The organism is Halothiobacillus neapolitanus c2 (assembly GCF_000024765.1).
Classification (GTDB): Bacteria; Pseudomonadota; Gammaproteobacteria; order Halothiobacillales; family Halothiobacillaceae; genus Halothiobacillus; species Halothiobacillus neapolitanus.
Genome location: NC_013422.1, coordinates 1,827,419 through 1,853,458, shown reverse-complemented (window position 1 = coordinate 1,853,458; position 26,040 = coordinate 1,827,419). Strand labels below are relative to the sequence as shown.

Sequence of the window (26,040 nt, the reverse complement as noted above, 5' to 3'; positions counted from 1 at the left end):
GAAAACGTCTAATTTTATGAGGGGATTTTTGTGGATAAACGTTTGCTTGAAATTCTCGTGTGCCCGGTGACCAAGGGGCCATTAATTTATCAACAAGACAGCAATGAGTTGATTTCGCTATCGGCCCGTTTGGCCTATCCGATTCGTGACGACATTCCGATCATGCTGGAAACGGATGCCCGTCCGCTTGAGGACGAAGAGTACGAGAAACTGCGCAAAGCCCATCCTGCCGAGCCAATCGCCCCGTGAGTGAAGTGACTTTCGATGGCGATTTCTGCGTCATTATTCCGGCACGGATGAGCTCGACGCGGTTGCCCGGCAAACCGCTCGCCGATATTCACGGCCGTCCGATGTTGGCATGGGTGCACGATTGTGCCAAAGCCAGTGGTGCCGAGCGCATCATTGTGGCCGTGGACGACGCCGACCTCCATGCAGTGGCCCAGCAATTCGGGGCTCATTCCGTACTGACGCGTAACGATCACGAATCCGGCACCGACCGGCTGGCTGAAGTGGTCACGCAACTGGACCTGCCCGAAGATCAAATCGTGGTGAATCTGCAAGGTGACGAGCCGCTGATGCATCCCGAATTGTTGCGGCAAGTGGCTGGCCTATTGGTTGCTCAGAAAGAGGCGGCCATGGCGACGCTGATGGTGCCAATCATCGATGCGCATGAGTTCAATGACCCCTCGGCCGTGAAGGTCGTGGCCAGTGATACGGGTAAAGCCCTGTACTTCTCTCGCTCGCCGATTCCGTTCCATCGTGATGGGTTGCCGGAGCATGGCGCCGTGCTCGGTTATCGACATCTGGGAATCTATGCCTATCGTGCCGGATTCTTGCAACGCTTCACTGCAGCGCCGATGGCCGAGCTGGAAAGGGCGGAAAAATTGGAGCAGCTTCGCGCTTTGGCCATGGGCGAGTCAATCGCCGTGGCAGTGGCCAAGATGATTCCCCACGCAGGCGTGGACACGCCCGCAGATCTGGAGCGGGTACGGGACGTGCTGCAAACGCGGGTTTAGCCGGGTATTGAAAACCACCCTGCTAAGGCAAACCATGGATTGCTCGATCGCTCCGTCGGGAATGGATCGGGACTCGTCGCGGGCGCGTACCGCGACGAGGCGAGTGGAAAACCGGCAGGAAAGCCCTTTTTCAATAACCGGTTAGTCGCCGCCACCATCGCTATCATTGTCTTTGCCTGCGTCACTGCGTGCTGGGTTTCGATCACCTGTCGATTGGTTGGTGGACTGATCCGTGTGCCCGCGTGTACTTTCTTGTACTGAATCGGTGTTTTTACTCTTTTTAAGTCGACTAAGGATCACCAAAACCCAAAATAAAATCACCAACGTGCCTGCGCCGTAACCAAAGTAGCTCGTCACCAGAGCGATGCTGCCAAGAATGGCGCTGATCATCAAAAAATCGAATGTTGAACGTTGAATGCGCATAGAAAATCCTTTGAACTTAAGAAGGGTTGGGGATTGGCGTTGTGATCTGATTGAGCCGTAATGCAACTTCAGACTTGTTGGTGAGACGATAGGGTTGATCCGCTGGAATCAGGATGATGTCGCCGGGCACGACCGCAAACTGCGTTTCACCCAAATTCATCAGCCCCGCACCTTGCAGGATTTGCCACACGATCTGCTCGCCCGCAGCGGAGTGTCCGTCGGTTTGTGTGCCCGGTTGCAGTTCCACTTCCTGCAGGCCTATTGTCGTCGTGCTTTTTTCCACACTGTTCTGGGGCAGCAAATACCTTAGCGTCAGGCCGTCTGCCTGCGTGACTACCGGGCAATCAGCCCGGTGTTTGAGATAAAATGCGCCCTGAATTGGCGTTCGGCGTTTATGCCGTGCGGATTTTGTCATCGAAGTCGCTTGGCTATGCTCGACAGAGCCCCTGTTTTAAAGATACGTGTAACGGTATCCGGTAAAAATGCTGGCGGCAGATTATCACTTCTTGGAGAACGGTTTGACCATGAATTTACCCATGAATCCCGAAAACGAACCGCGCGACACGGTATCCACGAGCATAGCCTGTGAAGAACCGCTGGATCGCTGGGCTCTGTTTTTCGGGCAAACTGCTCCGATTGGCTGGGCACAAATCGAACCTTTCTTCGCACGTGGGCAGGTGATCCACGTGGGCAGCTCACTTGATTTGGTTGAAGTCGCCGTCGCCGTGGCCGAGGATGATAAGTCGCGCGTCGCAGACTGGATGGCATCCGGTGATTTCGTGCTGTTGCCCACCGATATTGCACGTCACTGGTCTTCGGATGCCGCCGACCTTTGGGGCGTGGTCGTCACGCCCTGGGTGCTCATTCAGGATCGTTCGTCCAACGATGCGCCTGTGGAGTGATCGCCGATGTGCTAATTTATCTCAAGCCATTCATTATTTGGCTAACTATTCGCAGGCAATCTATTTTCGAGGTGACGATTCATGAGTTCGAATTCCGCATTGTTGCAGCCCATCACGCTGGGGCAGATCAGTTTGGCAAATCGCATGGTGATGGCGCCATTAACGCGTTGTCGCGCGGGCGAGGGTAATGTGCCCACAGATCTGATGGTTGAATACTATCGCCAGCGGGCCAGTGCGGGCTTGATCATCAGTGAAGCGACGCAAATCATGCCCGAAGGGCAGGGGTATCCGAGCACGCCGGGTATCCATAGTGCCGAGCAGATCGCGGGCTGGAAAAAAATCACCTCGGCCGTGCACGCAGCCGGTGGAAAGATGGTGTTGCAACTGTGGCATGTCGGTCGTGTGTCGCATTCGAGTTTTCAACCGGGTGGCAAGTTACCGGTCGCGCCTTCGGCCATTGCCATTGCGGGTGAGGGCCGCACCGCGGATTTTAGCAAGGCTCCGTATGAAACGCCGCGTGCTCTTGAGCTGGCCGAATTGCCCGGTATCGTCGCGACCTATGTTCAGGCTGCGAAGAATGCGATCGAAGCGGGTTTCGATGGCGTGGAAATTCACGCGGCCAATGGGTATTTGCTCGATGAATTCCTGCGCGACGGCACCAACCATCGTGACGATGCTTATGGCGGTTCTCTGGAAAATCGATTCCGGCTGATCCGTGAAGTAGTCGAGGCGGTGACAGCCGCCGTGGGTGCCGACCGCACGGGGATTCGGATTTCCCCGCTCCAGCCTGCCAACGGCATGAGCGACAGCAATCCTTGGAGCACATTCTCTTATGTCGTCAAGGAACTGGCCGCTTATCCATTGGCCTATTTGCACGTTGCCGGTATGGGTAGCGATCAGCCGGGCGCGGCAGGGCCGCATTTTGATTTGAACGATCTGCGCCCATTATGGCCAGGTAAGCTGATGGTCAACTACCACTACACGCAAGCCAGCGGTGAAGCTGCCATTGCCGAAGGCCACGCCGATGCGGTCGCGTACGGTGTGCCGTTTATCGCCAATCCTGATCTGGTTAATCGCATTCGTCTGGATGCGCCCTGGAATGAAGCTGATGCCAGCACGTTCTATGGTGGCGACAGCAAAGGCTATACCGACTACCCCATCTATTCGGGCTGATTGTCAGCCTTCTGTGCCCAGATTTTGGGCCCAGATTCTATGCCCTGATTTTGTTATTGGCTTTCGGTCACGCAATCCATAAACGCCTGAGCCAGCCGATGGGTCGGGCGATTTTTTTGGGTAATCAAACCCAGTTGACGTTCAGGCGGTGCCAGCGCGGTATCCGGCAATCGCGCTAAATCCGAATTCTGCAAGGTTTCGGGCAGCACGCCCCAACCGATTCCGGTGCCGACCAGAAGCGCGATCGAATCGAGTTGGTTCACTTCGATCACTGCAAGTGGCCTGATCTGCAGTGCGTTCAGCCAGATATCGATGGATTGACGGGTGCTCGTATGGGCTGCCGGGGCGATCACGGGCAGGTGTTGGGCCAGTTCATGGAGTGTGGGTGTGTGCTGTTCTGCATGGCGCAGGGCGACCAGAGGCACCAGTTTTTCCTGCCAGAGCGGCGTTGTCTCGACCGTGGAAGGCGCACTATGACCCAGCGTGCCATACGCCAATCGAACCGATCCCTGGGCCACGGCGTCAATGGCCGCTTCGGAGTCCATGAATCGCAGATCCAGCACGACATCCGGATACCGTCGACTGAAGGTTTCCAACACCGATGGCAGTAAATGCAGGCCGACGTAATGACTCAGTGCAATCGCCAGCCGCCCACTCAATGGACGTGAACTGTCCAAGGTGACCGCCGCCAGATCATCCATAGCCTGTCGCACCTTCTGGGCGGCGGGCAGAAACTGCGCACCGAATTCCGTCAACACAACCTGTCTGGCCAGACGCTCGAACAGGGCGGCACCCACCTGTGATTCGAGCAGGGCGACGCGCTTGCTCACGGCCGGTTGCGTCAGATGAAGTTGCTGCGCTGCGGCCGAAAACGATCCGGTTTGTGCCACGCTCAAAAAGGCCAGAATCTGTTGATGATCGATATGGGCGGGATTCATGCGCTTTGCTTCTTTTGATATAACCATCGGGAATAGATTATATGAAAAAATACTATTTTTGGTTTTATATGGCAGCGGTTAAGCTCGTCTTCACATTCGGTGCACATGCCCAAAGGAGCGACTCATGTCTGGCAAAACCCTTTACGACAAGATTTTTGATGAACACATCGTGCGCGAGCAGGAAGATGGCACGGTGCTTTTGTACATCGACCGTCATCTGGTGCATGAGGTAACAAGCCCGCAAGCGTTTGAAGGCTTGCGCTTGGCGAACCGCAAACCGTGGCGCGTGGGCGCGATGCTGGCCGTGCCGGATCACAACGTGCCGACCACGAATCGGCTGCGCGGCATCGACGATCTTGTTTCCCGCGAGCAGGTTGAAACCTTGGATCGCAACTGCACCCAATTCGGCGTGCAGGAATTCGCGATGAATGACAAACGCCAAGGCATCGTGCACGTCATCGGGCCGGAAGAAGGGTTTACCTTGCCGGGCACTACGATTGTTTGTGGCGATTCGCACACCTCCACGCACGGCGCATTCGGCGCGCTGGCGTTCGGCATCGGCACGTCCGAGGTCGAGCACGTCATGGCGACGCAAACCCTGTTGCAAAAGCGCGCCAAGACCATGCAAATTCGCGTAGATGGTGCACTTGGCGCGGGCGTGACCGCCAAGGATGTCGTGCTTGCGATCATCGGCACGATCGGCACAGCCGGCGGTACGGGCTATGCCGTCGAGTTTGCCGGATCAGCCATCGAATCGCTGTCGATCGAGGGGCGCATGAGCGTGTGCAACATGGCGATTGAAGGCGGCGCGCGTGCCGGTATGGTCGCGGTGGACGAAAAAACCATCGAGTACTTCCGTGGCCGACCGTTCGCGCCTCGGGGCGAGCTGTTCGAACAAGCAGCGGCTTACTGGCGCACGCTCAAATCCGACCCCGATGCGGTGTTCGATAAAGTCGTCGTGTTGGATGCGGCCGAGATTGCGCCGCAAGTCAGCTGGGGGACTTCACCGGAGATGGTCGTTCCCGTGTCGGCAGCCGTGCCCGATCCGGCGAACGAAACCGATCCCGTCAAGGCCGATGGTATGCGTAAAGCCTTGGCCTATATGGGTTTGAAAGCCAACACGCCGATGGAACAGATCGCCATCGATAAAGTGTTCATCGGCTCGTGCACCAATGCGCGCATCGAAGACTTGCGCGCTGCCGCTGCCGTGATCGGCGATGGCAAGGTGGCTTCGAACGTCAAGCTCGCCATGGTCGTGCCGGGTTCTGGCCTTGTGCGTGAGCAGGCGGAAAAAGAAGGCCTGGACAAGATTTTCCTGAACGCCGGTTTTGAATGGCGGGAACCGGGTTGTTCGATGTGTTTGGCGATGAACGCGGATCGCTTAGAACCGGGCGAGCGCTGCGCGTCCACCAGCAATCGCAACTTTGAAGGCCGCCAAGGGCAGGGCGGGCGAACGCATCTTGTCAGCCCGGCGATGGCCGCCGCCGCCGCGATTGCTGGCCATTTCGTCGATGTGCGCCAGATCAACTGAGCCGTCACCCGATCACGTTAAGTAAGGAAATACCATGCAAGCTTTTACAACTCATACCGGTATTGTCGCGCCGCTTGATCGCGCAAATGTCGATACCGATGCCATCATCCCCAAACAATATTTGAAATCGGTCAAGCGAACCGGATTCGGGCCGAATGCCTTTGATGACTGGCGTTATCTTGAACCGGGCGAGCCGGGCATGGACCACAGCCAGCGCACAAAAAACCCGGATTTCATCCTGAATCAACCGCCGTATGATCAATCCACGATCCTTTTGGCCCGTACCAACTTCGGCTGCGGCTCCTCGCGGGAACACGCGGTGTGGGCGCTCACCGATTTTGGCTTCCGGGTGGTAATCGCGCCGTCCTTTGCCGATATTTTCTTCAACAACAGCTTCAAGACGGGTTTGTTGCCCATCGCCTTGCCAGAAGAGGTGGTCGACCAACTGTTCCGAGAAGTGGCGGCAGATAAAGGCTATCAATTGACGGTTGACCTCGAAAAGCAGCAGATCATCAAGCCCGATGGCTCGGTGATCCCATTTGAAGTCGATGCCTTCCGTCGGCATTGCTTGCTCGAAGGGCTGGATGACATCGGTTTGACCTTGCAACACGCCGCCGACATCCGCGCTTACGAATCTCGCCGTCAGCAAACCGCACCGTGGTTGTTTCTCGACAAACAGGCGTAATGGCTCGGGGAGCCTGTGGACATCCCCGCCTGGATACCGATCACGCTGGTTGCTGCGTTTTTTCAGGCGTGGCGCACGGCGCTGCAAGCAAATCTGCGTCATGAACTGACGGCAAGTGGGGCGGCGTTTGTCCGCTATTTTTACGCACTGCCGCTTGATGTGTTCATGCTCGTTCTGGCGCTGTGGTGGTTGTCTGGTTCATGGCCGTCGTTGTCCGTCGCGTTCGTGTTGTACTGTTTGGCTGGCGGTGTGGCGCAGATCTTCGGCACTTTTTTCCTGATTTCCGCCTTCGGGCATCGCAACTATCTGGTCGGCACGGCCTATGCGAAAACCGAAGCGGTACAATTGGTGCTGATTTCGGTGCTCGTGTTCGGTATTGCGCTGCCCCAGTGGGCAGTGATCGGTGCCGTGACGGCCATGATTGGCGTATTGTGGCTGGCCTTGCCGACGGAGAAATTTACGTTTTTGGGTTGGCTTAAGATTTCTATGCAACCAGCGGCCCTGTTTGGTTTGGGCGCTGGGTTGGCCTTTGCACTGACGGCGCTGGCCTTGCGTGAAGCCAGCCTGACCTTGGGCGAGCAGACGCCGGTGTTGATTAAGGCACTGCTTGTTCTGTTGGTGACCAACAGTATTCAGGTGTTGGTTCAGGGCACATACATGCTCAAATTCGCACGTCGCGATTTGCGGCAATGCATGGTGGTTTGGCGACGTGCCTTACCGGTTGGTTTGCTGTCTGCCTTGGGTTCGGCAGCGTGGTTTGCCGGTTTCGCCCTCACGCAAGTGGCGCTGGTGCGCGGTTTGGGGCAAATCGAAGTGCTGTTCACCTTGTTGTTCGGCCATTTTTATTTGAAGGAACGCTTCACCCGCCATGAAGTGTTCGCCTTGTTTTTGGTGGCGGTTGGCGTGGTGATGATCGCGCTGGCCGACATGTCGATTAATTGAGATGGATTGAGGTTGATGATGCAGAAAAGTATTTTGGTGTTGCCCGGTGACGGGATTGGTCCGGAAATCACCGAGCAGGCCGTTCGGGTGCTTAAAGCCGTCACAGACGGGTCGGATTTGGCGCTTAATTTTGTCGATGGATTGATCGGTGGCGCGGCGTACGATGCCGCCGGTCATCCCTTCCCCGAAGAAACCAAAAAGGCCGCGATGGCTGCCGATGCTGTTCTGCTCGGTGCTGTCGGCGGTCCTCAGTACGATAATCTGGATCGCCCCTTGCGTCCGGAGCGTGGTTTGCTCGGTATTCGCTCTGCGATGGGGTTGTTCGCCAACCTGCGTCCGGCGATTTTGTATCCGCAACTGGCCGACAGCTCATCGCTGAAACCGGAAGTGGTTGCCGGTTTGGATATTCTCATCGTGCGCGAATTGACCGGTGGCGTGTATTTCGGCCAGCCGCGCGGCATCCGTGAAGTAGACGGCCAGCGCGAAGGTTTTAACACCATGCATTACAACGAAGCGGAAATTGAGCGCATTGGCCGCGTCGCGTTCGAAGCGGCCATGCAGCGCAATAAAAAAGTGTGCTCCGTGGACAAGGCCAATGTGTTGGAAACCTCTGAGTTGTGGCGTGAAATCATGATTCGCGTTGCCAAGGATTATCCCCAAGTTGAGCTCACGCACATGTACGTTGATAACGCCGCTATGCAGTTGGTGCGCTGGCCCAAGCAATTCGACGTGATGGTGACCGAAAACCTGTTCGGCGATATTTTGTCCGATCAGGCCTCCATGCTTACCGGCTCGATCGGCATGCTGCCTTCGGCCTCGCTGAACGATAAAGGCCAAGGCCTGTATGAGCCGAGCCACGGTTCAGCGCCAGACATTGCGGGGCAAGGCATCGCCAATCCGCTGGCAACGATTCTTTCGGCTGCCATGTTGCTGCGCTACAGTTTCGGGCGCGGTGATCTGGCCGACAAGATCGAGGCGGCGGTAAGCCATGTGCTGGATCAAGGATTGCGTACGGCCGACATCTGCACACCGCAAGATCGCAAAGTTTCTACCACGCAAATGGGCGATGCGGTCGTTGCTGCGTTAGACTGATACTTATTCAGGCGCTCACTTTTATGGAGTGTGGCGCGCAATACATTTAGAACCTGAGAGTGAAACTATTTTTATGAGTCGTGTATTTGATGTGGCTGTCGTGGGTGCAACCGGTGCCGTGGGTGAGACCATGCTGGAAATTCTTGCCGAACGGAAATTCCCTGTTGGCAAGGTGTACGCCTTGGCTTCCGAGCGTTCCGTGGGCAAACGGGTGCCTTTTGGTGACAAGATGCTGCTGGTTGAAGACCTGGCCACGTTCGATTTCTCGAAGGTGCAGATTGGCCTGTTTTCTCCGGGGGCATCCGTATCCGCCATTTACGCGCCAAAGGCGGCGGCGGCGGGCTGCGTGGTGATCGATAACACCTCGCAATTCCGTTACGACGACGATATTCCACTTGTGGTGCCAGAGGTTAATCCCGAAGCGATTGCCCAGTACAAGAATCGCGGCATTATTGCCAACCCGAATTGCTCCACAATCCAGATGCTGGTCGCGCTCAAGCCAATTTACGACGCGGTGGGCATCACTCGGCTCAATATCGCCACCTATCAGGCTGTTTCCGGCACGGGCAAGGAGGCAATCGAGGAGTTGGCGGGACAAACAGCGGCGCTGTTGGGTGGTGATCGTAAAGAACCCGTCGTCTATCCGAAGACCATTGCATTTAATGTGCTGCCGCAAATTGATGTGTTCATGGACAACGGCTACACCAAAGAAGAAATGAAAATGGTGTGGGAAACCCGCAAGATCATGGGCGACGATAGCATCATGGTCAACCCGACAGCGGTTCGCGTGCCCGTGTTTTACGGCCACTCGGAAGCGCTTCATATTGAAACGCGCGATAAGATCACGGCGGCGGATGCGCGCGCGCTGCTGAAGAAGGCGCCGGGCATTAAAGTGGTCGATGAACGCAAAGACGGCGGCTGGCCGACCGCGCAATCGGATGCGGCAGGAACGGACCCTGTTTATGTCGGGCGTATCCGCGAAGATATTTCGATTGAGCGCGGCTTGAACCTGTGGGTCGTGTCGGATAATGTGCGCAAGGGTGCCGCGTTGAACAGCGTGCAAATCGCAGAGTGCTTGGCGCGCGACTATCTTTGATGCCAGTCTGATCCCTGGCCGGAATATGGCTGAATTATGGCTGAATTGTCGCTGATCTGTGGCACAATCCGATTACGGTGGATACTGGGCATCAATCTGATCCCTGCTGTGCATGGATGTTTGTCGGATTGCACCGGGGTCACAAGAGATCTGTTTTAGAAGGAGCTGATAGACATGCGGAAGTTGAGTTGGATTATTGCCGGTATTTTGTGTAGTGCCCCGGTTTTTGTTCATGCAGCGGAACTCGGTGATGCCAAGATAGCCTCACATCTGACCGAACGACTCGACGTTAAAATCCCGATTACTGGGCTTAATGGCGTGTCGCTCGATCAGGTCAAGGTGCGACTGGCGCCTGAGAAGTACTATCAACAGGCTGGCTTGTCTCTTGATGGTCTGGCTGGAAACATTACGTTTCAGATCACTTCCGAAGGTAAGCGTAATTACGTCATCGTCCGTTCCAAGCGGGCCATCTCCAATCCGATCCTGAGTCTGCTGATCCAGATCAACGCTGGAGATGGATCGCAGGTCAAGGAATTTGACTTTCTGCTTGATCCCCCGGTTCACGCTGAACGCCGTGCAATGGCAGCATCCCAGAATTCTTTCACTGGCAATGTAGCCGAACCTGCTAAGACTAGCCGCCCCGTTCAGTCGACATCTTCGTGGACACCCGTCGCCAATGTGCCGGACGTCAAGATGGGCGGCACCTACCATGTGAAACGCGGCGATACGCTCTACGACATCGCCAAAACGGCGGTCGCCGACAAGTCGGTTCCTGTACGTCCCATGATGCAAGCCATCATCAATGCCAACCCCAACGCCTTTATCGATGGTAACGGCAATTTGATGAAAGCAGGCTCAAAGCTCAAAGTTCCAGAGCGCGCAGCGGTCGCTACAGTTGCCGCAGCAACTGCCGCAACGGAAAAAGCCGCTGGTGTTCAAGCGCCGGAAGCAGCGAGCACCGAAGCCAAGCCCAAACTGCAACTGCTTGCCGTTGAGCCCGATAAGGAAAAAGCCACTGCTGCAACCCCAGAGGCAGCCGCTCCAGCAGCGGGGACAGTAACTGGAGGTGAGATGACTGGCGTGCTGCCAGCTATCGATACTCCGGCCGCGCCGACCGCCGATACTATGCAGCAGAACAATGAAGCCATTGCCTCCATCGATGCGAAAAGCGAGGTGATGAGCAAGCAGATTTCAATGTTGAATGACCAGCTCAAACAAGTTCAGGGCCTGGTTTCCGAGCGAAATCAAAACATTGAGCAGTTGCAGCAGAAGATCAAGGAATCCAATGAGCAAACCCAGTTGCTCAAGAAACAACTGGAAGCCCAGAACAATAACTTCTGGTTGCAATGGGCACCATATCTGATGGGTGGGGTAGGTCTGCTCATCATCATCCTGTTGTTGGTGGCAATTTCACGAGGTCGCAAGCGCGAACCCGTTGAATCAACCATTTACTCGACGACCGGGGCCGTTGCTGGTGCCGGTGCTCTGGCAACGCAGCCTAAAGTCGAGATGGAGCCGCGCGTGGTTGCAGAGGTTGCGCCTAAGGCACCAACCGTTCCTTCTGCCAGCGTCGTTGCAGATTCGAAGTCTGTTATTGATGAAGCGCGATTACTCATCTCCTATAACCTTCACACGCAAGCTCATGATCTGGTTGAAGACGCAATAGCCCAGCAACCGAACGAATTGTCGCTTTATCAAGAGCTTGCAAGGATGTATTCGGAAGCGAACAATACTGCTGAGTTAGAAAAAGTATTGACGCGCATCGATGAAAAATTCGGTCCAGAGCATCGCCCAAACAATGAGGAGCTGGCGATTTATTCCCCGGCGCCGACGATGCTGGAAATGGAAAGCGCAGAAGCAGGCACCGAGGTTTCTGCACCTGACCAATCGGATGCGCTGGATGCCATTCCAGATAGCGCCTTTTCTTTCGATGCAGATTTGGATTTGCCGAGCAAAGAGTCAGCTGATACATCGTTGGACTTCGATGAACCGAATCAGGATTCCCCAGAAGTCGAGGCTGAGAGCGATCTTGAAATACTCTCGTTGGAGGGTGCTGAAGAGCCTGCTCCCACGCTTGACGACATTGATCTTGAGCTGGGTGATAATACCCACGAGGTCCCTGAGACAGTTGAGGAAGCCTTGCCAGATCTTGAGCCTGAAGTTGAAACATCGGTTCAGGATGATACCCGCTTAGGCTTGGCCGAAGCCTTCCTCGGCGTGGGTGATCAGGAAAGCTACAAGATGATTGCAGAAGAAATTGAATCGGAAGGCAATCCAGCCTTGATAGCTGCCTTGAAGAAAATCGAACAGAAGTTCAGTTAAGGCGCACACTCCATTATCTAAAGGGGAGAGTTATCTCCCCTTTTTTTATTGTTTTTTTCTGAGGTTCCCTGAAACCTACTTGTTATTGATTCGAGTGTTTAGGTTGATATTTGGATAGTTCGGGGTATCCCGTCGGGATCAAGGTCTCATGCATTGTGCTTATTTTGAACGTGGAACCTGTCGTTCCTGTGGCTGGTTGGCCGATCCTTATGCCGATCAGTTGCAGCGAAAGATGGCGCGCTGTCAATCAGCCTTGACGGGTTTGGGTGGCGTGTGGTTGCCCATTGTCCCCAGCGCCGAAACTGCTTTTCGGAACAAGGCAAAAATGGTTGTTTGCGGCGATGCATCCTCGCCTTGTCTGGGTATTCTCGATGCCGACGATGATGGTATCGATTTATCAAATTGCCCGTTGTACCCCACTGCCATTACCGAGGCTTTCGAACCGCTCAAGCAGATGATCCGTCGATTGGGTATTCCACCTTATGACGTCAAAAAGCGACAAGGTGAATTGAAATATTTGCTGATTACGGTGTCCGAAGACGACGATTCACTGATGGTCCGGCTGGTTTTGCGTTCGGATATATGGATCGAGCGTTTGCGGGCAGACTTATCCACATTGACCGCTGATTTGCCACACCTAGCCGTGCTTTCGGTCAATATTCAGCCCGTGCATCAGGCCATCCTTGAGGGCGAGCAGGAAGTGATTCTCACGGATCGGGAAACCCTGACAGTGCATTTGAATGGCTTGCCGTTTCACCTTCGACCCAAGAGCTTCTTTCAGACAAACACCCGCGTGGCGGAGCAGTTATATGCCACGGCCCGTAGCTGGGTGGCCGAGGTCGCACCTGTACACATGTGGGATTTGTTTTGCGGTGTCGGCGGTTTTGCATTGCACTGTGCCGATGTGATTCCGGGACAGGTCACAGGGATTGAAATCAGCGCCGAAGCAATCGCCAGTGCGCAGCAGTCCGCTTTGGAACTGGGTTTGAAAAACGTATCGTTTCATGCGCTCGGAGCCAACGAATTTATTGATCAGGCGGTAAGCCTGCCACAGATGCCGGCTTTGGTCGTGGTCAATCCGCCACGACGGGGATTGGGTGTCGGTCTGTGCGCCTTTCTGGATGAATCGGTGGTGCAGACCGTCATCTACTCCAGCTGCAATCCCGAGAGTCTGGCCCGTGATCTCGTTATGATGCCTGGCTTTGAACTGGTAAAGGCGCAGGTATTCGATCTGTTTCCACACACGGCACACAGTGAGGTATTGGCGATGCTCGTGCGAGTGCGCTGATCTTATCCAAACACAGCCAAACTCGATATAGTCAGCATTCCGTTAGCCTGAACAAACAGCCGCCCAATGCGGTAGCCTTACGGGCTCAGGACATACGCTACCTCATGTGCTGTTATCGTTTGTCCGCTGATCGATGGAAGATCGGATCGCGCACGGCATGTCCCAAAAATGCGATGGCGGCCTCCACCTGCGCGGACCAGTGGACGGCCGCGTTCAGTCGAATGCAGTGCCGGAACGCGCCATTGATGGCGAACAGCGCACCCGGTGTAATCGAAATGTGGTGTTCTATCGCATGGCGCATCAATGCTGTGCCATCCAGAGACGCTGCCAATTCGACCCATAAGACAAATCCACCACGCGGTTGACTGATGCGGGTGCCTTCCGGAAAAAACGTCATGACCGCCTGCTGCATTTTAGCCATCGCCAGTGCATGACGACGTCGAACCAAGCTCAGGTGTTGCTGCCACTTGGCGCTGATCAGTTATTGGGCCACCCAGGCCTGTGGCAGGCTGGCGGTCGCGATATTCAGCAGGATTTTTTGCTCAATGAGCTGCGGCGCGAAGCGTGGGCTGATGACCCAGCCGATCCGAAGCCCAGGCGCTAGGGTTTTGGATACCGAGCTGCAATGGATCACGGTATCGCCAGCCTCGTCGTATTGAAGACAGGTATCCGGCCGAGTGCCATGATGAAAAAGTTCACTGTAGATGTCGTCCTCAATCAACACCGTATCGAACGCCCGCAGCCGCGCAACCAAGGCTGACTTGCGGTCCGACGGCATCTGTGAGCCCATCGGGTTGCTGAAATTCGGTGTGACGATGACGGCTTTGATGGTCCAGCGGGCGAGAGCAAAATCGAGGGCTTCGAGACTCAGCCCCGTATCCGGATGATTCGGGATCTCCAGGATATTCAACCCCAATCCCTGCATCGCCTGCAAGAAGCCGTAATAGCTGGGCGATTCGATAGCGACCGTATCGCCAGGCTGCGTCACACAGCGCAGTGCGAGCACGAGCGCTTCATGGCAGCCGTTGGTGATAATGATCGATTCCGCGGCGATGGGTGCGCCGCGGGTGGCGTAGTTGCGCGCGATGGCTTGTCGCAGTTCGGCAGAACCCGGCGGTACGGCGTATTTGGCATCCTCATTTCCTTGGTGCGTGCGTCGTCTGCGGATGTGATTGAGCAGATCCATGCCCAGAAAGTCGGCTTCAGGAATGGCTGCACCCAAAGGGATGTGCTGCGGATTGAGGCTTTGCTGCATCACCTCGGCGGTGATTGAGGTCGGCGTCAATAGTATCGGTGCTCGGGGTTGCGGTGCCTGATGAACTGGCGTAAGGCTCGTCTGTCGTGGAGGGCAAACATAGAGACCGGCCCGAGGCCGGGCTTCGATCAGGCCTTCATCTTGCAGCAGATTGCAGGCGCTTTGTACCGTAGTGATGCTTGCTCCAGTCAGCACAGCCAACTGTCGGATGCCCGGCAGGCGGGCGCCCACGGGGTATTGCCCCTGGGTTATTTGAGCGCGCAGTGTGCTGGCGATCTGCTGGTATCGTGTCATGGGCTGTCTACCGGTACAGAATAATTGAACCCTCATTGTACCGGTTCAAATAATTTTTTCTGTATCTGTATTGCACGTGCGCCCGGCGTTAATCTGATCCTCCCGTACAGATTGATGAGGATGGACTCGATGAAGTGGCTTTACATGAGCATTGTATGGTTACTGATTCTCATGGTGTTGACGGTAGCAGCCGGAAACTATCCGCCTTTGGCCCAGTGGCTTAAATCGGAACTGTTTCATTTCCGTGTTGTTCATTCATGAAAATATTTTATTCCGCTGCAGCGCAGATTCCGCCCGCTGCTGAGTTTGCCGCTTCCTGGATTGAGGCGTGGAATGCCCACGATCTACCCCGGATTCTTGCGCATTATCGGGAAGACGTTGTGCTCTACTCACCTCTGATCGCGCGCGTGCAGGGCGAGAACAAGGCTTATTTGAGTGGTCATTCGGCGATTGCAGACTATTGGGCAGCTGGCCTGAAAAATTTCCGACGCTCCACTTCTCGTTGATTAGCACACTTAAGGGGGTGGATAGCCTGATGATTTATTATCGAGGGATCAATCAGCAAATCACAGCAGAGGTTTTTTGGTTCGATGAGGAAGGTCGTGTTCACCGCGCCGCCGTTTACTACCCAGAGAAGTTATCCGTATGAGCGAACATCGGCAGTTTTTACTGCAAAATGAATATAATCAACGGATGAATCGGCAGTTATATTCAGTTTGTGGCGCTTTGTCCCCAGATCTGCTGAATCAGGATTTGGGTGCTTTTTTTCATTCGATTACGGGCACGCTCAATCATCTGCTGTTGGTCGATCGGCTTTGGCTCGCACGAATGCAGGGTCTAAGCTATCCCGTTAGCCGGCTTGATGACTGTTTGTATGATGACTGGCACGAATTGGCCGCAGAGCGTATTCGGACCGATGACGATCTGACCGTCTTTGTCTCCTGTCTGGAACCGTCCTCACTGGATATAGCGTTCAGCTATACGAGTCTGCTCTCGCCTGAGCCACGCCGGATTCGTTTGGGTGATGCCCTGCTGCATCTGTTTCATCACCAGACGCACCATCGCGGGCAAATCACTACCTTGTTAGCGCAACAGGGCGTGGATTTCGGGGAGACCGATTTGCTCCTGCTGCCGGGCCTGCTCATTCGGGGATAAAAAACGATCGGTAGCGCGCGTTATGAGTTGACCGTGTAGGTGCAGGCGATGCCTTCCGAATCGATGGTCAGTACAGCACCCGTCTATCCGGCGGATTAATGCCATAGTGCCGATTTTCCTGAATCGATGTGACGAGCGAGCTGTTTGACAGAGTACCTAGGATCGCTTTCAGACCCGGGTCCGGGTGAGTTTTGACCAAATATAATCTGTGCCCCAGAGAAGACAAGGCAACTACGGGTAAGTTGCCAAGATCACGCCGAAGATCGGCAAGCGTCTGAGCGTCTTCCGGCACGCCCGGCTTGAGCGTCATCAGGTATTCTCCCGCGACGGGTTGATTGGAAGGGGTCATGGTGTTGTGCTCAGTATGGGTGTCGGCCACGGGCTTGCCTGTCATCTGGGTGCCACCGACACCCTGACAACCAGAAAACAGCAAGGCGAGCACAGAAGCAGAGACTAGACGGCCACATTTCATGATTCCAACCCTCGCCTGCGCCATTGACCGGCAGCCAGAATGACGGCCAGTACCAGCAGGAAAGTCCAGTTCATGCTGCCGCCGCCACCACCACCGGAAGAGGGAACTGTCAGCAGGAAACTGCCCGTCGACTGTTGGCCGAATGTGTCGCTTACGGTCACATAGATCGTAGAAGTACCACCCATTGCCGGGAGAAGCTGGAGCGTACAGCCCCCTGTCTGTGTGCAACTGTTTTGACCTGTAATTGCGGTGTTGGCCAATACAGAAGTATTGCTACTGCTCGCGGAAACAGCTAGCGCGTTCAAGCCGCTGATGGAGAATGTGACAGAAAGCGGTTGTCCGGCAGTACCCGTTTGGTCAGCAAGGCCAGTAACACTCAGGTGCAGATTGGCAAGCGCGCGCATGGCATTGACAGCCTTGCCCGTTGTGGTGACACCCGAAAGGGTAGGCACCGGTATGCCTGAGTTTTTGATTGCCTGGACGACGTCGATATCGCTGGCGGCCGGGTCGGAGGCCATCAACAAGGCGGCAATGCCGGAGACGACGGGCGCCGCCATTGATGTGCCGTTCTCAATACCCATCTCATGGGTGTTGGTTGCAACGGTATTGAGCTCGAAAAAAGCGATCAGCGGGCCGGTGTCGCCTGCACTTACGGGCGTGCTGGTCAACTGGAAGCCGATCGAACACGTTTTGCCAGCACACTGATCAATCGGGTACGCAGCCGCTGGGGAGCTGAGGGTGTCCGTTTCGTGTTGGAGTTGGGTGCCACTGCTTCCAAACGGATCCGTATTACTTCCGACGGCGACGCCAGAATTGAGATAATCACCCGTAGCCATGCGCCCTTGCAGGTAATAATTTAAAGCAACGTGTTGTGTACCGGGTGCAAACGTAAAGTCGGTCCAGATACGATCATCTGTACTCGGTGCATAATTGCTCTTGCCGTAATCAACCGGATTAACAAGTATCGGGATACCGGATGTGGTTTTCCCGTAACCCCAGCCCGTGCTGGTACCCAGGCTGGCCGTCCAACCGCTGGAAAAATCCGTTGTCAGAGTCGGTCCTGCAAACGTGCTGAGAATATTCGTTCCCGGCGCACCCACATCCACGCTGGTGGCGCCGTAATTAGAAAAGCTGGCGAGCTGGAACGATTGATCCAGCGCAGCGACGCAGATCAGGTTATCTTGCGGGAAAGCGCAGGGATAAAAAGGGGTTTGATCGACGTCAACGCCATTTCCATTTGCATCGCCATTGCCTGCAGCAACAACGACCAGCGCCCCCTTGCTTTGGGCGTAGCTGATTGCGTCGGAGAAGTCTTGGTCGAAACCGCCGCTGCCACCCAGACTCATATTGATGATTCGAGCGCCATGATCAATGGCAAAGTAAACGCCTTGAACTACACTTGCTGTGCTGCCGCCTGATGAGTCCAGCGAGCGCACGGACATGATGCTGGCTTTCTGGCAGACGCCGGAGCCTTCAATCCCATTGTTGCCCTCAGCACCGATAATGCCTGCCACATGGGTGCCATGGAGTTCATCACCGGTTGTGGGATAGGGATCATTGTCGTTATCGACAAAATCATAGCCGTGGTGTGGGTATTGAGTCCCACCATTCCACATGCTGTTGACCAGATCCTGCTGGGTGTAGTTGATACCTGTATCGACGACGGCGACCGTGACCGACGAGCAGTCGGATTGGTATTGCCAGGCGCTTTCTGCATCAATGTCATCCCCAGGTGTGCCCGGATTACTGGTGGCATAGGTCGCGTTCGAGACAGTCTGCCCTATATTTTTCAGCGCCCACTGTTGGCCAATCTCGGGATCGTTGGGAAGGGCTGTGCTGTGGTAAATGAAGTTCGGTTGGACGGAAATCACACCCGGCATGGCGCGTAACGTGGCCATCGCCGATGAAATCGTTTCGGTGCCGGGCGTGAGTTTGACCAAGGTCAAACCCGAACGGTTGATCTGCTTGACGCTGCTCGCCATGCTATTCAGCGTGGGGGTCATGTTCTGTGCCGATAGCGTGCTGCCGAATTTAACCAGAACCTCGTTGGGGACCACTGTGTCGGGCTTGTATGAGCTGGCGGCAGAGGGTGCCGGAAGTGCGATATTCGTTGTTGAAACGGGCAGGCCGGCCTGGGCGGGCAGGTTGAGGGCGAGCGCACACAGCAGGCCAAGTGCGCATTTTGTATAGAGAGTGTGGCGTAATGTCATGTTGCTAAAGCGTCCTATTTGTCGTTGTCCGATTCCGTTTGTTTTGCTCTGTCGATTTTACATAGCTTCTTGCATTTCAAAATGACAGTTCGCATTTTTTTACAGAAAATGACGAATTCAGCGTGCTGATTGGTTCGTTGATGTTTTACTGTGCTCCAAAGACCAAGTCAGCGATGGTTAAACATTATTTGCATTCAGAGTGTGCCTTTTTAATTCCCGCGAAAAATACCGGTGTTTGGATCGGAAATTCGATGTGTCCGCATCAAATCAGATGTCGTGCGGAGATAGCACCGACATCTGAGTAGATGGGCGATAGCGCGGCTTCAAATTTCGGAGAATAACCAGACATGAAAGCTACGGCAGAGTTGCAAGTGATTCCTATTGGTAACGGGGTATCGGTGCGTGAGGAGGTGACTCGTGTTGTCGGGTTGCTCAAGGCGCATGATTTTCTGGTTGAGACGCACGCTTCAGGTACGAATATCGAGGGCGAAATGAATGCGATTCTTGCCGCGGTGGGGCAGGTGCATGAAGTCTTGCATCGTGAAGGGAGTGTGCGGCTGGTGAGCTATTTGAAGCTGGAGACGCGGACGGACAAAGAACCGACGCTGGCGGGCAAGGCGTTGCGCAACGATGGCTGAACGATCCTGCCCCTGTGGTTCCGGCAGGGGTTATGCCCTGTGCTGCGGCCGCTTTATCGATCAGGGCGTTTTGCCCGAAACGGCCGAGCAATTGATGCGGTCGCGCTATACGGCGTTTACGCAGGCGGACGAGCCTTATCTGCTGGCGAGTTGGCACGCCTCCACGCGGCCTCCATCGCTTGATCTTGAACAGGACGAGCCGACGAGGTGGCTGGGGTTGCGAATCGATCGGGTCGAGGCGGGCGGCATCGGCTATGCGCACGGTGTGGTCTGCTTTGTGGCGCGCTGGCGTGTCGGCGGCGGCAAGGCACAACGGTTGGTCGAATGCAGCCGGTTTGTGAAAGAGCAGGGCCGCTGGTTTTATGTGGATGGTGAGATTGGCTCTGAACAATGAGGTGAGTAACGTGCAGCTTGATCCGTCGATTGATAACCCAACAGCCGAGGTGTTGCGCCTATCCGGTCGATTGGGCGCTTTGCTGGCGGCCAATCAGCAGATAATCAGCGTGGCCGAATCCTGCACAGGCGGCGGGTTGGCGGCGACGATTACCGAGGTGGCTGGCAGCTCGGCTTGGTTCGAATGTGGTTTTATCACTTATAGCAATGCGGCCAAGACCCGATTACTGGGCGTGCCTGAGTCGATATTCGCGCGATTCGGCGCGGTGAGTCGGGAGTGCGTATTGGCAATGTCTGCTGGGGTGTTGGCGAACAGCACCGCGCATTATTCGGTGGCAATCAGCGGCATTGCGGGGCCGGGGGGCGGCTCGGTGGAAAAGCCGGTGGGCACGGTGTGGATTGCGTGGCGGTTCCGGGTTGGCTCATCAATACCGGGTGAGAGCAGCGATGCGTGGGCGACCCGATTCCGGTTCGAGGGCGATCGGGCATCAGTTCGCCAGCAGGCGGTGGTGGCGGCCTTGAACGGGGTGATCGAGCACGTACATGGTCTGGTGCGACCAGATTCTCAGTAATCCAGAGGTTTCAGGCGGGATCGGTTTCGTTTGCCTTTCGGGCCGTGAAGACCTCTTTGGCGGCCATGATGCCGTTGATGGCGGCTGGAAAACCGGCATAAACCGCCATCTGAAGCATGATTTCGATGATTTCCTGTTCGGTGCAGCCCGAATTCAATGCGCCGACAATATGCGATTTGAGTTGCGGTGCGGCATTGCCCTGAGCGGTGAGGGCGGCCACGGTGATCATTTCGCGCTCGCGAAGGGTAAGGCCGGGTCGGGCATAGATGTCGCCGTAAGCAAATTCGGCGACGAACCGGCTCAAATCCGGGGCGATGGATTCCAGCTCGGAAAAAAGCGCCTGCGCCGACTGCGGATTGATCTGTCGCAAAATATCCATACCGCGTTCGGCTCGTTCTGATGGCATGGCTTGCTCCTGTGGTTCCAATTCGATCTCTGGCGTCAGTGACTGGACGGATTGTGTCCCAAACACTCAGGCTGCTTCAAGCACGACCGTTGGTTTCTTCCGGTTCGGGATCATGCTGATGAACAAACCACTGAACACGATCGCGCCGCCCAGCAACTGCATGGGTGTGGGATAGGTGCCGATGGTGATGGCGCTCAGCATGGCGAAGACCGGAATCAGGTTCATGAACAGGGCCGTGCGACCCGCGCCCAGACGGGCGATGCCGGTATTCCAGAGTAGATAGGCGAGTACGGTGCCGCCAATGACGAGCCCGGTCAAGGCAAAGCCGGCTTGCAGCGAGAGTGGGTGAAGACCTTGTGGGTTGAACCCGGCCACGACCAGTAGAACCAGCGCACCTGCCGATACGATCAGGGCCGTGTTGACGGTCGGACTGACCGTTTTGGGCATCAGGCGGCGATTCAAAACATTGTAAAAAGCCCAGCACAGATTCGCCGCGAGCATCAGCCAGTCACCCTGTACGATATGCAGATCAATCACGTGGGCCAGATGACCATCGGAAATCACCACCGAGACACCCAGTAGCGCAACGGGCAAGGCAAGCAAGCGCTGCAAACCGGGATGTTCATTGAGAATCAACCACGCCAGAAACGTTGTCAGCAGTGGATTGGTGGCCATGATCAGCGCGGCGTTGTCGGCACTGGTGGTTTGCAGCGCAAAGAAAAAAAGCAGGTTGAACCCCGCCACGCCGATGAGACCCAAGGTGAAGTAGCTGCTGCCATGTCGACGGATCAGTGTACCGAGCGGTGCCCCTTGGCTGACTGCGACCCCCAGCAGGATCAGCGCGGCCAGACCGAAGCGCAAAGCGGCCGACCAGGTGGGCGATAGATCGGTCAGGACAAATCCGGCCAGCACGAAATTCGCCCCCCAAAAGAAGGTCGATAAGATAATTAAGGCATATACGCCCGCAAGATTCATGGTGTTCTCCAGAACAGGGTGACACAACAGGTGGTGGGGGTAGACAAGATAATTTGTCTATCGTTGTTTCGATTTTTAGCGTGGCGGATTAAAAATCTCGTTCAACCTTGAAGGTGTTGAGAATCATGTCCACCGCGCGGTTATAGGCCGCATGCGTGACTGCATCGAGCAGATCGCGGTCAGTCCAGCCCAACGCATGCAGGGCGGCGACGTCCTCACTGTTGACATCTGCGGGCGTGTGCAGGGATTTGAGCGTGAACAACAACAGCGCCTTGTCTTTGGCAGACAGCGGTGCCTGACTTGGATCTTGCCGTGTGGCGGCGACTTGCTCCGGAGTTTGGTCGCAGGCGTTGATGAGCATGGCGGCATTGAAGTCAACACAGTAGGCGCAATGATTGGCGTCGGAAACCAGCAGGCGAATCGTGGCCAGCAAGGCTCTGCCCAGGGTGGGGTGATTGCGAAAATACCGCGTCGCCTGCCAGCGATTGGCCAACAACTCGGGGTTAGCGCTGCTGATTTGCAGTGCGTTGGGCACCATGCCGAACAGATTCTGGATGTCGCGGTAGGTTTCGGCCAACTGGCCTTCAGCCTGTTCTGGTGGGGTAATTTTAATCAAAGACATGATGAACTCTCCTGAAAAATAGCCTGAACAAGGAAAACAAACATCTAATGTACCGACCGTTCGGTATGTAGATTCGCCCAAAAAATCGTGCACCCAAACCCTGGGCACCTCTAAATACCCGTGATTCGTCGTTCCAGCGAAAGCGGGAACCCAGATAAATCAAGGCGCTGGATTCCCGCCTACGCGGGAATGACGGGTTTTTCGAGATTCCCCCCTGAAATGATTCGGCTTGAACAGTTTGGTGGGCACTGGTCAGCCTTGTTCGGTCCGGTTCGCGATGTACCTGTCGAGCCGCCCGCAATGGCTACTCACCCAGATGCCGTTCGAAAAAAGGGTGCCTCGAAAAACCTACTGAACGCGAAGCTGGCGGCAGCCCACTGTCCGATTGCGGCGTCGCGTGCTCGTTCGCGCCTCGCCTATCTACTTGATATGTCTCGTTGCTCACTGAACGCAAAGCTGGCGCAAGCCCGCGGCTCCTTGCACTCGAACATGCTCGTTACGGTTTTTCGAGGTACCCAAAAACCCAATCTGGGCTTTTCGGATTCTCTTAACTATCTTTTTGGTACTGGTTTCACTTAGCCCGAGCTTTATGTTGCGGGCGCGAGGCTCAGTACAAATTGACGTAATTGCGCCATGCACAATCGGAATGTCTGTGCTGATTGTCGATTCTTCGCCATCCCCCAACAACCTTCCCAGGCAGAAACGATAAACATTGCCGTCGCTTCACAATCAACTTCCTGTCGAATCCGGTTTTGCGCCTGCCCCGTGATCAGGGTTTGCTCAATCACGCTTTGCCAAGTTTGCAGGATCTGGTCGAGCTGGGTTTTGAACGCCTCATTGACGGGGCTCATTTCCTGCACGAGGTTATTCAGCGGGCAACCGAGTTCGAAAGCGTCGTCGGTCAGGTCGCGGATGCGGCGATCCATGTACGCCAACAGGGTGTCGAGCGGATCGTTCGCTTCGCGCAAGGGGGTGAACAGGCGTTCCTCCAGCCCGCTGCGAATCACTTCATCTACTACCGCAAGACCCAGAACCTGCTTGGATGGGAAGTGATGATAGAGCGCGCCCTTGGTGAGCCCAGTCGAGGCCAAAATATGGGCGATGCTGGCTGCCTGAAAACCTTGCCGATGAATTTCCGCGGCAGCTGCGTGCAGGATTTTCTCGCGCGTCAGATCGGGCGTCATATTGGGTGCTGGGCTGTGCATTGATGTACTTTCCCATTCAAATTTCGATCAACATACCGACCGGTATGCATGTTGCGTTTGACTTTAGATCAAGCGATGTAGAATGGCAAGCGCTAAAATGCGAATGTCTTTGAATGGATTCCCTAGTAGCCGTAAGGAGGCAATCATGATCGTTGATCCTAAAACCGAAACACTCAGTGGCGTACGTTTCGTGCGTTCGCCTTCTTGCGATGATCGGCCGTCGGAGCTGGCCATTTCGCTGGTCGTCGTGCACGGTATTTCTCTGCCGCCGGGCGAGTATGGCGGCGATGGTGTTGAGCAGTTGTTCACCGGTACGTTGGACCCGAACGCACACCCGTACTATGCCCAAATCGCCCACCTTCAGGTGTCGGCGCATGTGTTTATCCGGCGGGATGGTTCGATGATCCAGTTTGTGCCATTCACGCGGCGGGCCTGGCATGCGGGCGAATCGATGTTCAACGGCCGTGAACGCTGTAACGATTTTTCCATCGGCATCGAGCTTGAAGGCACCGATACCGACCGGTACACCTCGGTGCAATACGATCAGTTAGTGGAAGTGCTTGCGGCATTGAAACAGCGTTATCCCGATCTGGCTGACGTGCGCGGGCATGAGCAAATAGCGCCGGGCCGCAAAACTGACCCGGGGCCTGCATTCAATTGGGGGCATCTGGCCGGGCGGCTGCCCGATGGCCTGCGTTTCGCCTGATGGTTGTGCGGCGTTATTGTCTATACCATTGGCCTGTACCATGGGTTTTCTGACTTCCCGCCTTCGGAGCCTTTGACATGAAACTGTTTATTCTGCTGGTCGTTGTCGTGCTCGAACGATCCTGGACAGCACTGGCCCGCTGGTGTGCCGACCGCGGCGTGCAAAAAAGGGTCTTATCGCTGCGGCAGCGCCTGTCTGCGGTGCTGGGCGAGTCATTGGCCCTGCTGGTTGTTTGGTTCGTGCCGCCGCTGATTCTGGCATGGTTTCTGGCCTGGTTTCTGGCCTGGATTGACGCAGATCAGGGCTCCTTGTTGGGCGTGTTGCTGTACCTTGTTGTATCAATTGCCACGTTATTGCTTTTGGTGGCGCCTGGTCAGGCCCATAAAAAAGCCAAGGCACTGGCACAAGCCTGCCAGCAAGAAGATGCCGAGCACGCCGCGCAATGCCGTGCCCAGTTATGGCGCGATGGGGCTGATCCGATCGAACAGGCCGATTCAATTGAAGAAGCGAGTCCACAACAACTGGCCGAACGGATTATCACACTGGGCTTTAACGAATGGTTCGCGGTTCTGTTCTGGTTTGTTGTTTTGGGTCCGGCGGGCGCATTGTTTTATCGGCTGACCGATTGGTTTGCGCAGCCGCCGCCCATTATCAACTCTGCGGTCAACTCCGGCGCCAACACCACCGCTAACGCCGGTGCGATCAACGAGTCACTGCCGAGTCCACATGCGCAAACTGGCTCATTCATTGACGCGTTACCCGCACGGCTTTTGGCGCTGCTCGATTGGCCGATCGCCCGTTTATACGCCTTTTTGTTATTGCTGGCCGGCGGTTTTAATCGCGGTTTGGATGCCTGGCTCAATGGCCCCATCAAAAACGATCTTTCATTGGCAGAAAAAAATGCCGACCTGATTGGTCGGGTGGGTAACGCATCGCTTGAGCTGGAACGTGAGGATGATTGCGCCGAGGGCGCGGTGTGCCTGGCCGATCAGTCCCGTTGGTACAAAAATGCCTCAGCCATTGTTTTGCGGGCCCTGATGATCGGTTTGGGCATCGTCGCCCTGTTCACATTGTCCGGTTGGTTGCGCTGATGCCGGGACAAATCGATCTGCTACGTCATGGCGAACCTGCGGGCGGCAAGCGCTATCGTGGCGATCGGGTAGATGATCCATTAAGTGAGATGGGTTGGAAGCAAATGCGCGACCGCGTAGACGCACTGGAGGCGGCAGGCAAAGCAAACTGGACGCAGATCGTCTCCTCCCCGTTGATCCGCTGTAGGGCATTTGCCGAAGCGCTGGCTGGCGAGCGCGGTTTGCCGCTTCAGGTCGACACCAACCTGCGTGAGCGTGGTTTTGGCTGCTGGGAAGGGCTGAGCCACCGGGAAGTCAAGGAACGCTTCGCGGCTGATTATCGGGCATACAAAGCCGACCCGGATCGGGGCATGCCCACCGGCGGTGAGGCCATGGATGATTTCTTCTCAAGAGTCACCGGTTCACTTGCTCACCATGCCAAGGCGCAACCATCCGATGGCAAAACATTGGTTGTGGCTCATGCGGTGGTGATTCGAACGGCGGCTGTTTGGGCTCTCAACGCGCCGCCCGTCGCCACGCATTTTGTGGACACAGAATATGCCTGCCTGCTGCGTCTTCAGTGGCGAGGCGAGCAGCCTACATTGTTGGAATTACTGAACGATTGAATAAAGCTTGGTTTGGGCCTTGGTTTTTGGGTT

Annotated in this window: 30 protein-coding genes; 19 read left to right on the top strand and 11 right to left on the bottom strand. The window is 55.6% G+C overall.

Annotation, left to right across the window (positions count from 1 at the left end; genetic code table 11):
• Nucleotides 1–30: 30 nt before the first annotated feature.
• Together HNEAP_RS08600 and kdsB are read left to right on the top strand one after the other, a co-directional pair.
• Entirely contained in the window at nucleotides 31–249 is a 219-nt protein-coding gene (locus tag HNEAP_RS08600; RefSeq protein WP_012824582.1) for a Trm112 family protein, read from the top strand.
• Nucleotides 246–1,016 (top strand): 3-deoxy-manno-octulosonate cytidylyltransferase, encoded by a 771-nt coding sequence (kdsB, locus tag HNEAP_RS08595; RefSeq protein WP_012824581.1) that lies wholly within the window; start codon nucleotides 246–248, stop codon nucleotides 1,014–1,016. Before HNEAP_RS08600 ends, kdsB begins: the two co-directional genes overlap by 4 nt.
• Before the next feature lie 141 nt (nucleotides 1,017–1,157).
• Here kdsB and HNEAP_RS08590 read toward each other — a convergent pair whose 3' ends face one another.
• Nucleotides 1,158–1,439, bottom strand: a complete 282-nt coding sequence (locus tag HNEAP_RS08590) for a hypothetical protein (RefSeq protein ID WP_012824580.1) — start codon at nucleotides 1,437–1,439, stop codon at nucleotides 1,158–1,160.
• 16 nt (nucleotides 1,440–1,455) lie between these two features.
• Entirely contained in the window at nucleotides 1,456–1,854 is a 399-nt protein-coding gene (locus HNEAP_RS08585) for a cupin domain-containing protein (RefSeq protein ID WP_012824579.1), read from the bottom strand.
• A gap of 121 nt (nucleotides 1,855–1,975) precedes the next feature.
• Between HNEAP_RS08585 and HNEAP_RS08580 the strand changes: the two genes are divergently transcribed.
• Together HNEAP_RS08580 and HNEAP_RS08575 are read left to right on the top strand one after the other, a co-directional pair.
• Nucleotides 1,976–2,341, top strand: a complete 366-nt coding sequence (locus HNEAP_RS08580) for a DUF2288 domain-containing protein (protein ID WP_081441190.1) — start codon at nucleotides 1,976–1,978, stop codon at nucleotides 2,339–2,341.
• Between the two features lie 81 nt (nucleotides 2,342–2,422).
• Nucleotides 2,423–3,514, top strand: coding sequence for an alkene reductase (locus tag HNEAP_RS08575; RefSeq protein ID WP_012824577.1), 1,092 nt, complete (start codon nucleotides 2,423–2,425; stop codon nucleotides 3,512–3,514).
• 53 nt (nucleotides 3,515–3,567) lie between these two features.
• Here HNEAP_RS08575 and HNEAP_RS08570 read toward each other — a convergent pair whose 3' ends face one another.
• Nucleotides 3,568–4,452 carry a LysR family transcriptional regulator gene (locus HNEAP_RS08570; RefSeq protein ID WP_012824576.1) on the bottom strand — a complete coding sequence of 295 codons (885 nt, stop codon included), beginning with the start codon at nucleotides 4,450–4,452 and terminating at the stop codon, nucleotides 3,568–3,570.
• Between the two features lie 124 nt (nucleotides 4,453–4,576).
• Between HNEAP_RS08570 and leuC the strand changes: the two genes are divergently transcribed.
• The 7 genes from leuC (at nucleotide 4,577) to rlmC (ending at nucleotide 13,408) form a co-directional block, all read left to right on the top strand.
• A complete protein-coding gene (gene leuC / locus HNEAP_RS08565) occupies nucleotides 4,577–5,983 on the top strand; it encodes a 3-isopropylmalate dehydratase large subunit (RefSeq protein WP_012824575.1) in 1,407 nt (468 codons plus the stop codon).
• A 34-nt stretch (nucleotides 5,984–6,017) separates the two neighbouring features.
• A complete protein-coding gene (gene leuD, locus HNEAP_RS08560) occupies nucleotides 6,018–6,668 on the top strand; it encodes a 3-isopropylmalate dehydratase small subunit (RefSeq protein WP_012824574.1) in 651 nt (216 codons plus the stop codon).
• Between the two features lie 15 nt (nucleotides 6,669–6,683).
• Nucleotides 6,684–7,610, top strand: a complete 927-nt coding sequence (locus tag HNEAP_RS08555) for an EamA family transporter (RefSeq protein WP_012824573.1) — start codon at nucleotides 6,684–6,686, stop codon at nucleotides 7,608–7,610.
• 18 nt (nucleotides 7,611–7,628) lie between these two features.
• Nucleotides 7,629–8,702 carry a 3-isopropylmalate dehydrogenase gene (gene leuB / locus HNEAP_RS08550; protein WP_012824572.1) on the top strand — a complete coding sequence of 358 codons (1,074 nt, stop codon included), beginning with the start codon at nucleotides 7,629–7,631 and terminating at the stop codon, nucleotides 8,700–8,702.
• Nucleotides 8,703–8,775: 73 nt separating this feature from the next.
• Nucleotides 8,776–9,798 (top strand): aspartate-semialdehyde dehydrogenase, encoded by a 1,023-nt coding sequence (locus HNEAP_RS08545; protein WP_012824571.1) that lies wholly within the window; start codon nucleotides 8,776–8,778, stop codon nucleotides 9,796–9,798.
• 183 nt (nucleotides 9,799–9,981) lie between these two features.
• The gene (locus HNEAP_RS08540) at nucleotides 9,982–12,120 is read left to right on the top strand and encodes a type IV pilus assembly protein FimV (RefSeq protein WP_166636004.1); all 2,139 of its coding nucleotides are present in this window, start codon (nucleotides 9,982–9,984) and stop codon (nucleotides 12,118–12,120) included.
• A 148-nt stretch (nucleotides 12,121–12,268) separates the two neighbouring features.
• The gene (rlmC, locus tag HNEAP_RS08535; RefSeq protein WP_012824569.1) at nucleotides 12,269–13,408 is read left to right on the top strand and encodes a 23S rRNA (uracil(747)-C(5))-methyltransferase RlmC; all 1,140 of its coding nucleotides are present in this window, start codon (nucleotides 12,269–12,271) and stop codon (nucleotides 13,406–13,408) included.
• Between the two features lie 112 nt (nucleotides 13,409–13,520).
• On the opposite strand, the gene HNEAP_RS12320 is transcribed toward rlmC, so the two are convergent.
• Both HNEAP_RS12320 and HNEAP_RS08530 read right to left on the bottom strand, forming a co-directional pair.
• Complete coding sequence (locus HNEAP_RS12320) at nucleotides 13,521–13,856, bottom strand: aminotransferase class I/II-fold pyridoxal phosphate-dependent enzyme (protein WP_133484647.1); 336 nt, start codon at nucleotides 13,854–13,856, stop codon at nucleotides 13,521–13,523.
• A 33-nt stretch (nucleotides 13,857–13,889) separates the two neighbouring features.
• Entirely contained in the window at nucleotides 13,890–14,957 is a 1,068-nt protein-coding gene (locus HNEAP_RS08530) for an aminotransferase-like domain-containing protein (protein WP_049772512.1), read from the bottom strand.
• Between the two features lie 257 nt (nucleotides 14,958–15,214).
• On the opposite strand from HNEAP_RS08530, the gene HNEAP_RS12875 reads away from it, so the two are divergent.
• Both HNEAP_RS12875 and HNEAP_RS08520 read left to right on the top strand, forming a co-directional pair.
• Nucleotides 15,215–15,463 (top strand): YybH family protein, encoded by a 249-nt coding sequence (locus tag HNEAP_RS12875; RefSeq protein WP_049772511.1) that lies wholly within the window; start codon nucleotides 15,215–15,217, stop codon nucleotides 15,461–15,463.
• A gap of 139 nt (nucleotides 15,464–15,602) precedes the next feature.
• Nucleotides 15,603–16,112 carry a DinB family protein gene (locus HNEAP_RS08520; protein WP_012824567.1) on the top strand — a complete coding sequence of 170 codons (510 nt, stop codon included), beginning with the start codon at nucleotides 15,603–15,605 and terminating at the stop codon, nucleotides 16,110–16,112.
• Nucleotides 16,113–16,179: 67 nt separating this feature from the next.
• Here the strand turns inward: HNEAP_RS08520 and HNEAP_RS08515 are convergent, their stop codons facing one another.
• Together HNEAP_RS08515 and HNEAP_RS08510 are read right to left on the bottom strand one after the other, a co-directional pair.
• Nucleotides 16,180–16,584: a hypothetical protein gene (locus HNEAP_RS08515; RefSeq protein ID WP_012824566.1), complete on the bottom strand. Its 405-nt coding sequence runs from the start codon at nucleotides 16,582–16,584 to the stop codon at nucleotides 16,180–16,182.
• A complete protein-coding gene (locus HNEAP_RS08510; RefSeq protein WP_012824565.1) occupies nucleotides 16,581–18,794 on the bottom strand; it encodes a S8 family serine peptidase in 2,214 nt (737 codons plus the stop codon). Before HNEAP_RS08510 ends, HNEAP_RS08515 begins: the two co-directional genes overlap by 4 nt.
• 347 nt (nucleotides 18,795–19,141) lie before the next feature.
• Between HNEAP_RS08510 and HNEAP_RS08505 the strand changes: the two genes are divergently transcribed.
• From HNEAP_RS08505 to HNEAP_RS08495, 3 genes are read left to right on the top strand one after another with little or no spacing between them, the layout of a single operon-like run.
• Complete coding sequence (locus tag HNEAP_RS08505) at nucleotides 19,142–19,432, top strand: MTH1187 family thiamine-binding protein (RefSeq protein ID WP_012824564.1); 291 nt, start codon at nucleotides 19,142–19,144, stop codon at nucleotides 19,430–19,432.
• Nucleotides 19,425–19,826, top strand: coding sequence for a YchJ family protein (locus tag HNEAP_RS08500; RefSeq protein WP_012824563.1), 402 nt, complete (start codon nucleotides 19,425–19,427; stop codon nucleotides 19,824–19,826). The genes HNEAP_RS08505 and HNEAP_RS08500 overlap by 8 nt, the downstream gene beginning before the upstream one ends.
• The gene (locus HNEAP_RS08495; protein ID WP_133484648.1) at nucleotides 19,801–20,397 is read left to right on the top strand and encodes a CinA family protein; all 597 of its coding nucleotides are present in this window, start codon (nucleotides 19,801–19,803) and stop codon (nucleotides 20,395–20,397) included. Before HNEAP_RS08500 ends, HNEAP_RS08495 begins: the two co-directional genes overlap by 26 nt.
• 10 nt (nucleotides 20,398–20,407) lie before the next feature.
• Here the strand turns inward: HNEAP_RS08495 and HNEAP_RS08490 are convergent, their stop codons facing one another.
• From HNEAP_RS08490 to HNEAP_RS08470, 4 genes are all read right to left on the bottom strand, one after another.
• Entirely contained in the window at nucleotides 20,408–20,803 is a 396-nt protein-coding gene (locus HNEAP_RS08490) for a carboxymuconolactone decarboxylase family protein (protein WP_012824561.1), read from the bottom strand.
• A 66-nt stretch (nucleotides 20,804–20,869) separates the two neighbouring features.
• Nucleotides 20,870–21,778, bottom strand: a complete 909-nt coding sequence (locus HNEAP_RS08485) for a DMT family transporter (protein ID WP_012824560.1) — start codon at nucleotides 21,776–21,778, stop codon at nucleotides 20,870–20,872.
• An 88-nt stretch (nucleotides 21,779–21,866) separates the two neighbouring features.
• The gene (locus HNEAP_RS08480; protein ID WP_012824559.1) at nucleotides 21,867–22,400 is read right to left on the bottom strand and encodes a carboxymuconolactone decarboxylase family protein; all 534 of its coding nucleotides are present in this window, start codon (nucleotides 22,398–22,400) and stop codon (nucleotides 21,867–21,869) included.
• Between the two features lie 587 nt (nucleotides 22,401–22,987).
• The gene (locus HNEAP_RS08470; protein WP_012824557.1) at nucleotides 22,988–23,605 is read right to left on the bottom strand and encodes a TetR/AcrR family transcriptional regulator; all 618 of its coding nucleotides are present in this window, start codon (nucleotides 23,603–23,605) and stop codon (nucleotides 22,988–22,990) included.
• Nucleotides 23,606–23,750: 145 nt separating this feature from the next.
• On the opposite strand from HNEAP_RS08470, the gene ampD reads away from it, so the two are divergent.
• The 3 genes from ampD to HNEAP_RS08455 all read left to right on the top strand — a co-directional run bounded on the left by ampD (nucleotide 23,751) and on the right by HNEAP_RS08455 (nucleotide 26,007).
• Nucleotides 23,751–24,311: a 1,6-anhydro-N-acetylmuramyl-L-alanine amidase AmpD gene (ampD, locus tag HNEAP_RS08465; protein ID WP_012824556.1), complete on the top strand. Its 561-nt coding sequence runs from the start codon at nucleotides 23,751–23,753 to the stop codon at nucleotides 24,309–24,311.
• A 77-nt stretch (nucleotides 24,312–24,388) separates the two neighbouring features.
• Nucleotides 24,389–25,402, top strand: coding sequence for a regulatory signaling modulator protein AmpE (gene ampE, locus HNEAP_RS08460; RefSeq protein WP_012824555.1), 1,014 nt, complete (start codon nucleotides 24,389–24,391; stop codon nucleotides 25,400–25,402).
• Nucleotides 25,402–26,007, top strand: a complete 606-nt coding sequence (locus HNEAP_RS08455; RefSeq protein ID WP_012824554.1) for a histidine phosphatase family protein — start codon at nucleotides 25,402–25,404, stop codon at nucleotides 26,005–26,007. Before ampE ends, HNEAP_RS08455 begins: the two co-directional genes overlap by 1 nt.
• The last annotated feature ends 33 nt before the right edge of the window (nucleotides 26,008–26,040 follow it).

Excerpts from the sequence above, each read along its gene's own strand:
- HNEAP_RS12875 (WP_049772511.1), top strand. The coding sequence starts at position 15,215 with ATGAAAATATTTTATTCCGCTGCAGCGCAGATTCCGCCCGCTGCTGAG.
- HNEAP_RS08500 (WP_012824563.1), top strand. The coding sequence starts at position 19,425 with ATGGCTGAACGATCCTGCCCCTGTGGTTCCGGCAGGGGTTATGCCCTG.
- HNEAP_RS08575 (WP_012824577.1), top strand. The coding sequence starts at position 2,423 with ATGAGTTCGAATTCCGCATTGTTGCAGCCCATCACGCTGGGGCAGATC.
- HNEAP_RS08495 (WP_133484648.1), top strand. The coding sequence starts at position 19,801 with ATGGTGAGATTGGCTCTGAACAATGAGGTGAGTAACGTGCAGCTTGAT.
- HNEAP_RS08455 (WP_012824554.1), top strand. The coding sequence starts at position 25,402 with ATGCCGGGACAAATCGATCTGCTACGTCATGGCGAACCTGCGGGCGGC.
- HNEAP_RS08515 (WP_012824566.1), bottom strand. The coding sequence starts at position 16,584 with ATGAAATGTGGCCGTCTAGTCTCTGCTTCTGTGCTCGCCTTGCTGTTT.
- HNEAP_RS08505 (WP_012824564.1), top strand. The coding sequence starts at position 19,142 with ATGAAAGCTACGGCAGAGTTGCAAGTGATTCCTATTGGTAACGGGGTA.
- HNEAP_RS08480 (WP_012824559.1), bottom strand. The coding sequence starts at position 22,400 with ATGTCTTTGATTAAAATTACCCCACCAGAACAGGCTGAAGGCCAGTTG.
- leuC (WP_012824575.1), top strand. The coding sequence starts at position 4,577 with ATGTCTGGCAAAACCCTTTACGACAAGATTTTTGATGAACACATCGTG.
- HNEAP_RS08585 (WP_012824579.1), bottom strand. The coding sequence starts at position 1,854 with ATGACAAAATCCGCACGGCATAAACGCCGAACGCCAATTCAGGGCGCA.
- leuD (WP_012824574.1), top strand. The coding sequence starts at position 6,018 with ATGCAAGCTTTTACAACTCATACCGGTATTGTCGCGCCGCTTGATCGC.
- HNEAP_RS08580 (WP_081441190.1), top strand. The coding sequence starts at position 1,976 with ATGAATCCCGAAAACGAACCGCGCGACACGGTATCCACGAGCATAGCC.
- HNEAP_RS08490 (WP_012824561.1), bottom strand. The coding sequence starts at position 20,803 with ATGCCATCAGAACGAGCCGAACGCGGTATGGATATTTTGCGACAGATC.
- HNEAP_RS08520 (WP_012824567.1), top strand. The coding sequence starts at position 15,603 with ATGAGCGAACATCGGCAGTTTTTACTGCAAAATGAATATAATCAACGG.
- HNEAP_RS08545 (WP_012824571.1), top strand. The coding sequence starts at position 8,776 with ATGAGTCGTGTATTTGATGTGGCTGTCGTGGGTGCAACCGGTGCCGTG.
- HNEAP_RS08485 (WP_012824560.1), bottom strand. The coding sequence starts at position 21,778 with ATGAATCTTGCGGGCGTATATGCCTTAATTATCTTATCGACCTTCTTT.
- HNEAP_RS08590 (WP_012824580.1), bottom strand. The coding sequence starts at position 1,439 with ATGCGCATTCAACGTTCAACATTCGATTTTTTGATGATCAGCGCCATT.
- HNEAP_RS08470 (WP_012824557.1), bottom strand. The coding sequence starts at position 23,605 with ATGCACAGCCCAGCACCCAATATGACGCCCGATCTGACGCGCGAGAAA.
- rlmC (WP_012824569.1), top strand. The coding sequence starts at position 12,269 with ATGCATTGTGCTTATTTTGAACGTGGAACCTGTCGTTCCTGTGGCTGG.
- HNEAP_RS08570 (WP_012824576.1), bottom strand. The coding sequence starts at position 4,452 with ATGAATCCCGCCCATATCGATCATCAACAGATTCTGGCCTTTTTGAGC.
- ampE (WP_012824555.1), top strand. The coding sequence starts at position 24,389 with ATGAAACTGTTTATTCTGCTGGTCGTTGTCGTGCTCGAACGATCCTGG.
- HNEAP_RS08530 (WP_049772512.1), bottom strand. The coding sequence starts at position 14,957 with ATGACACGATACCAGCAGATCGCCAGCACACTGCGCGCTCAAATAACC.
- HNEAP_RS08510 (WP_012824565.1), bottom strand. The coding sequence starts at position 18,794 with ATGACATTACGCCACACTCTCTATACAAAATGCGCACTTGGCCTGCTG.
- leuB (WP_012824572.1), top strand. The coding sequence starts at position 7,629 with ATGCAGAAAAGTATTTTGGTGTTGCCCGGTGACGGGATTGGTCCGGAA.
- ampD (WP_012824556.1), top strand. The coding sequence starts at position 23,751 with ATGATCGTTGATCCTAAAACCGAAACACTCAGTGGCGTACGTTTCGTG.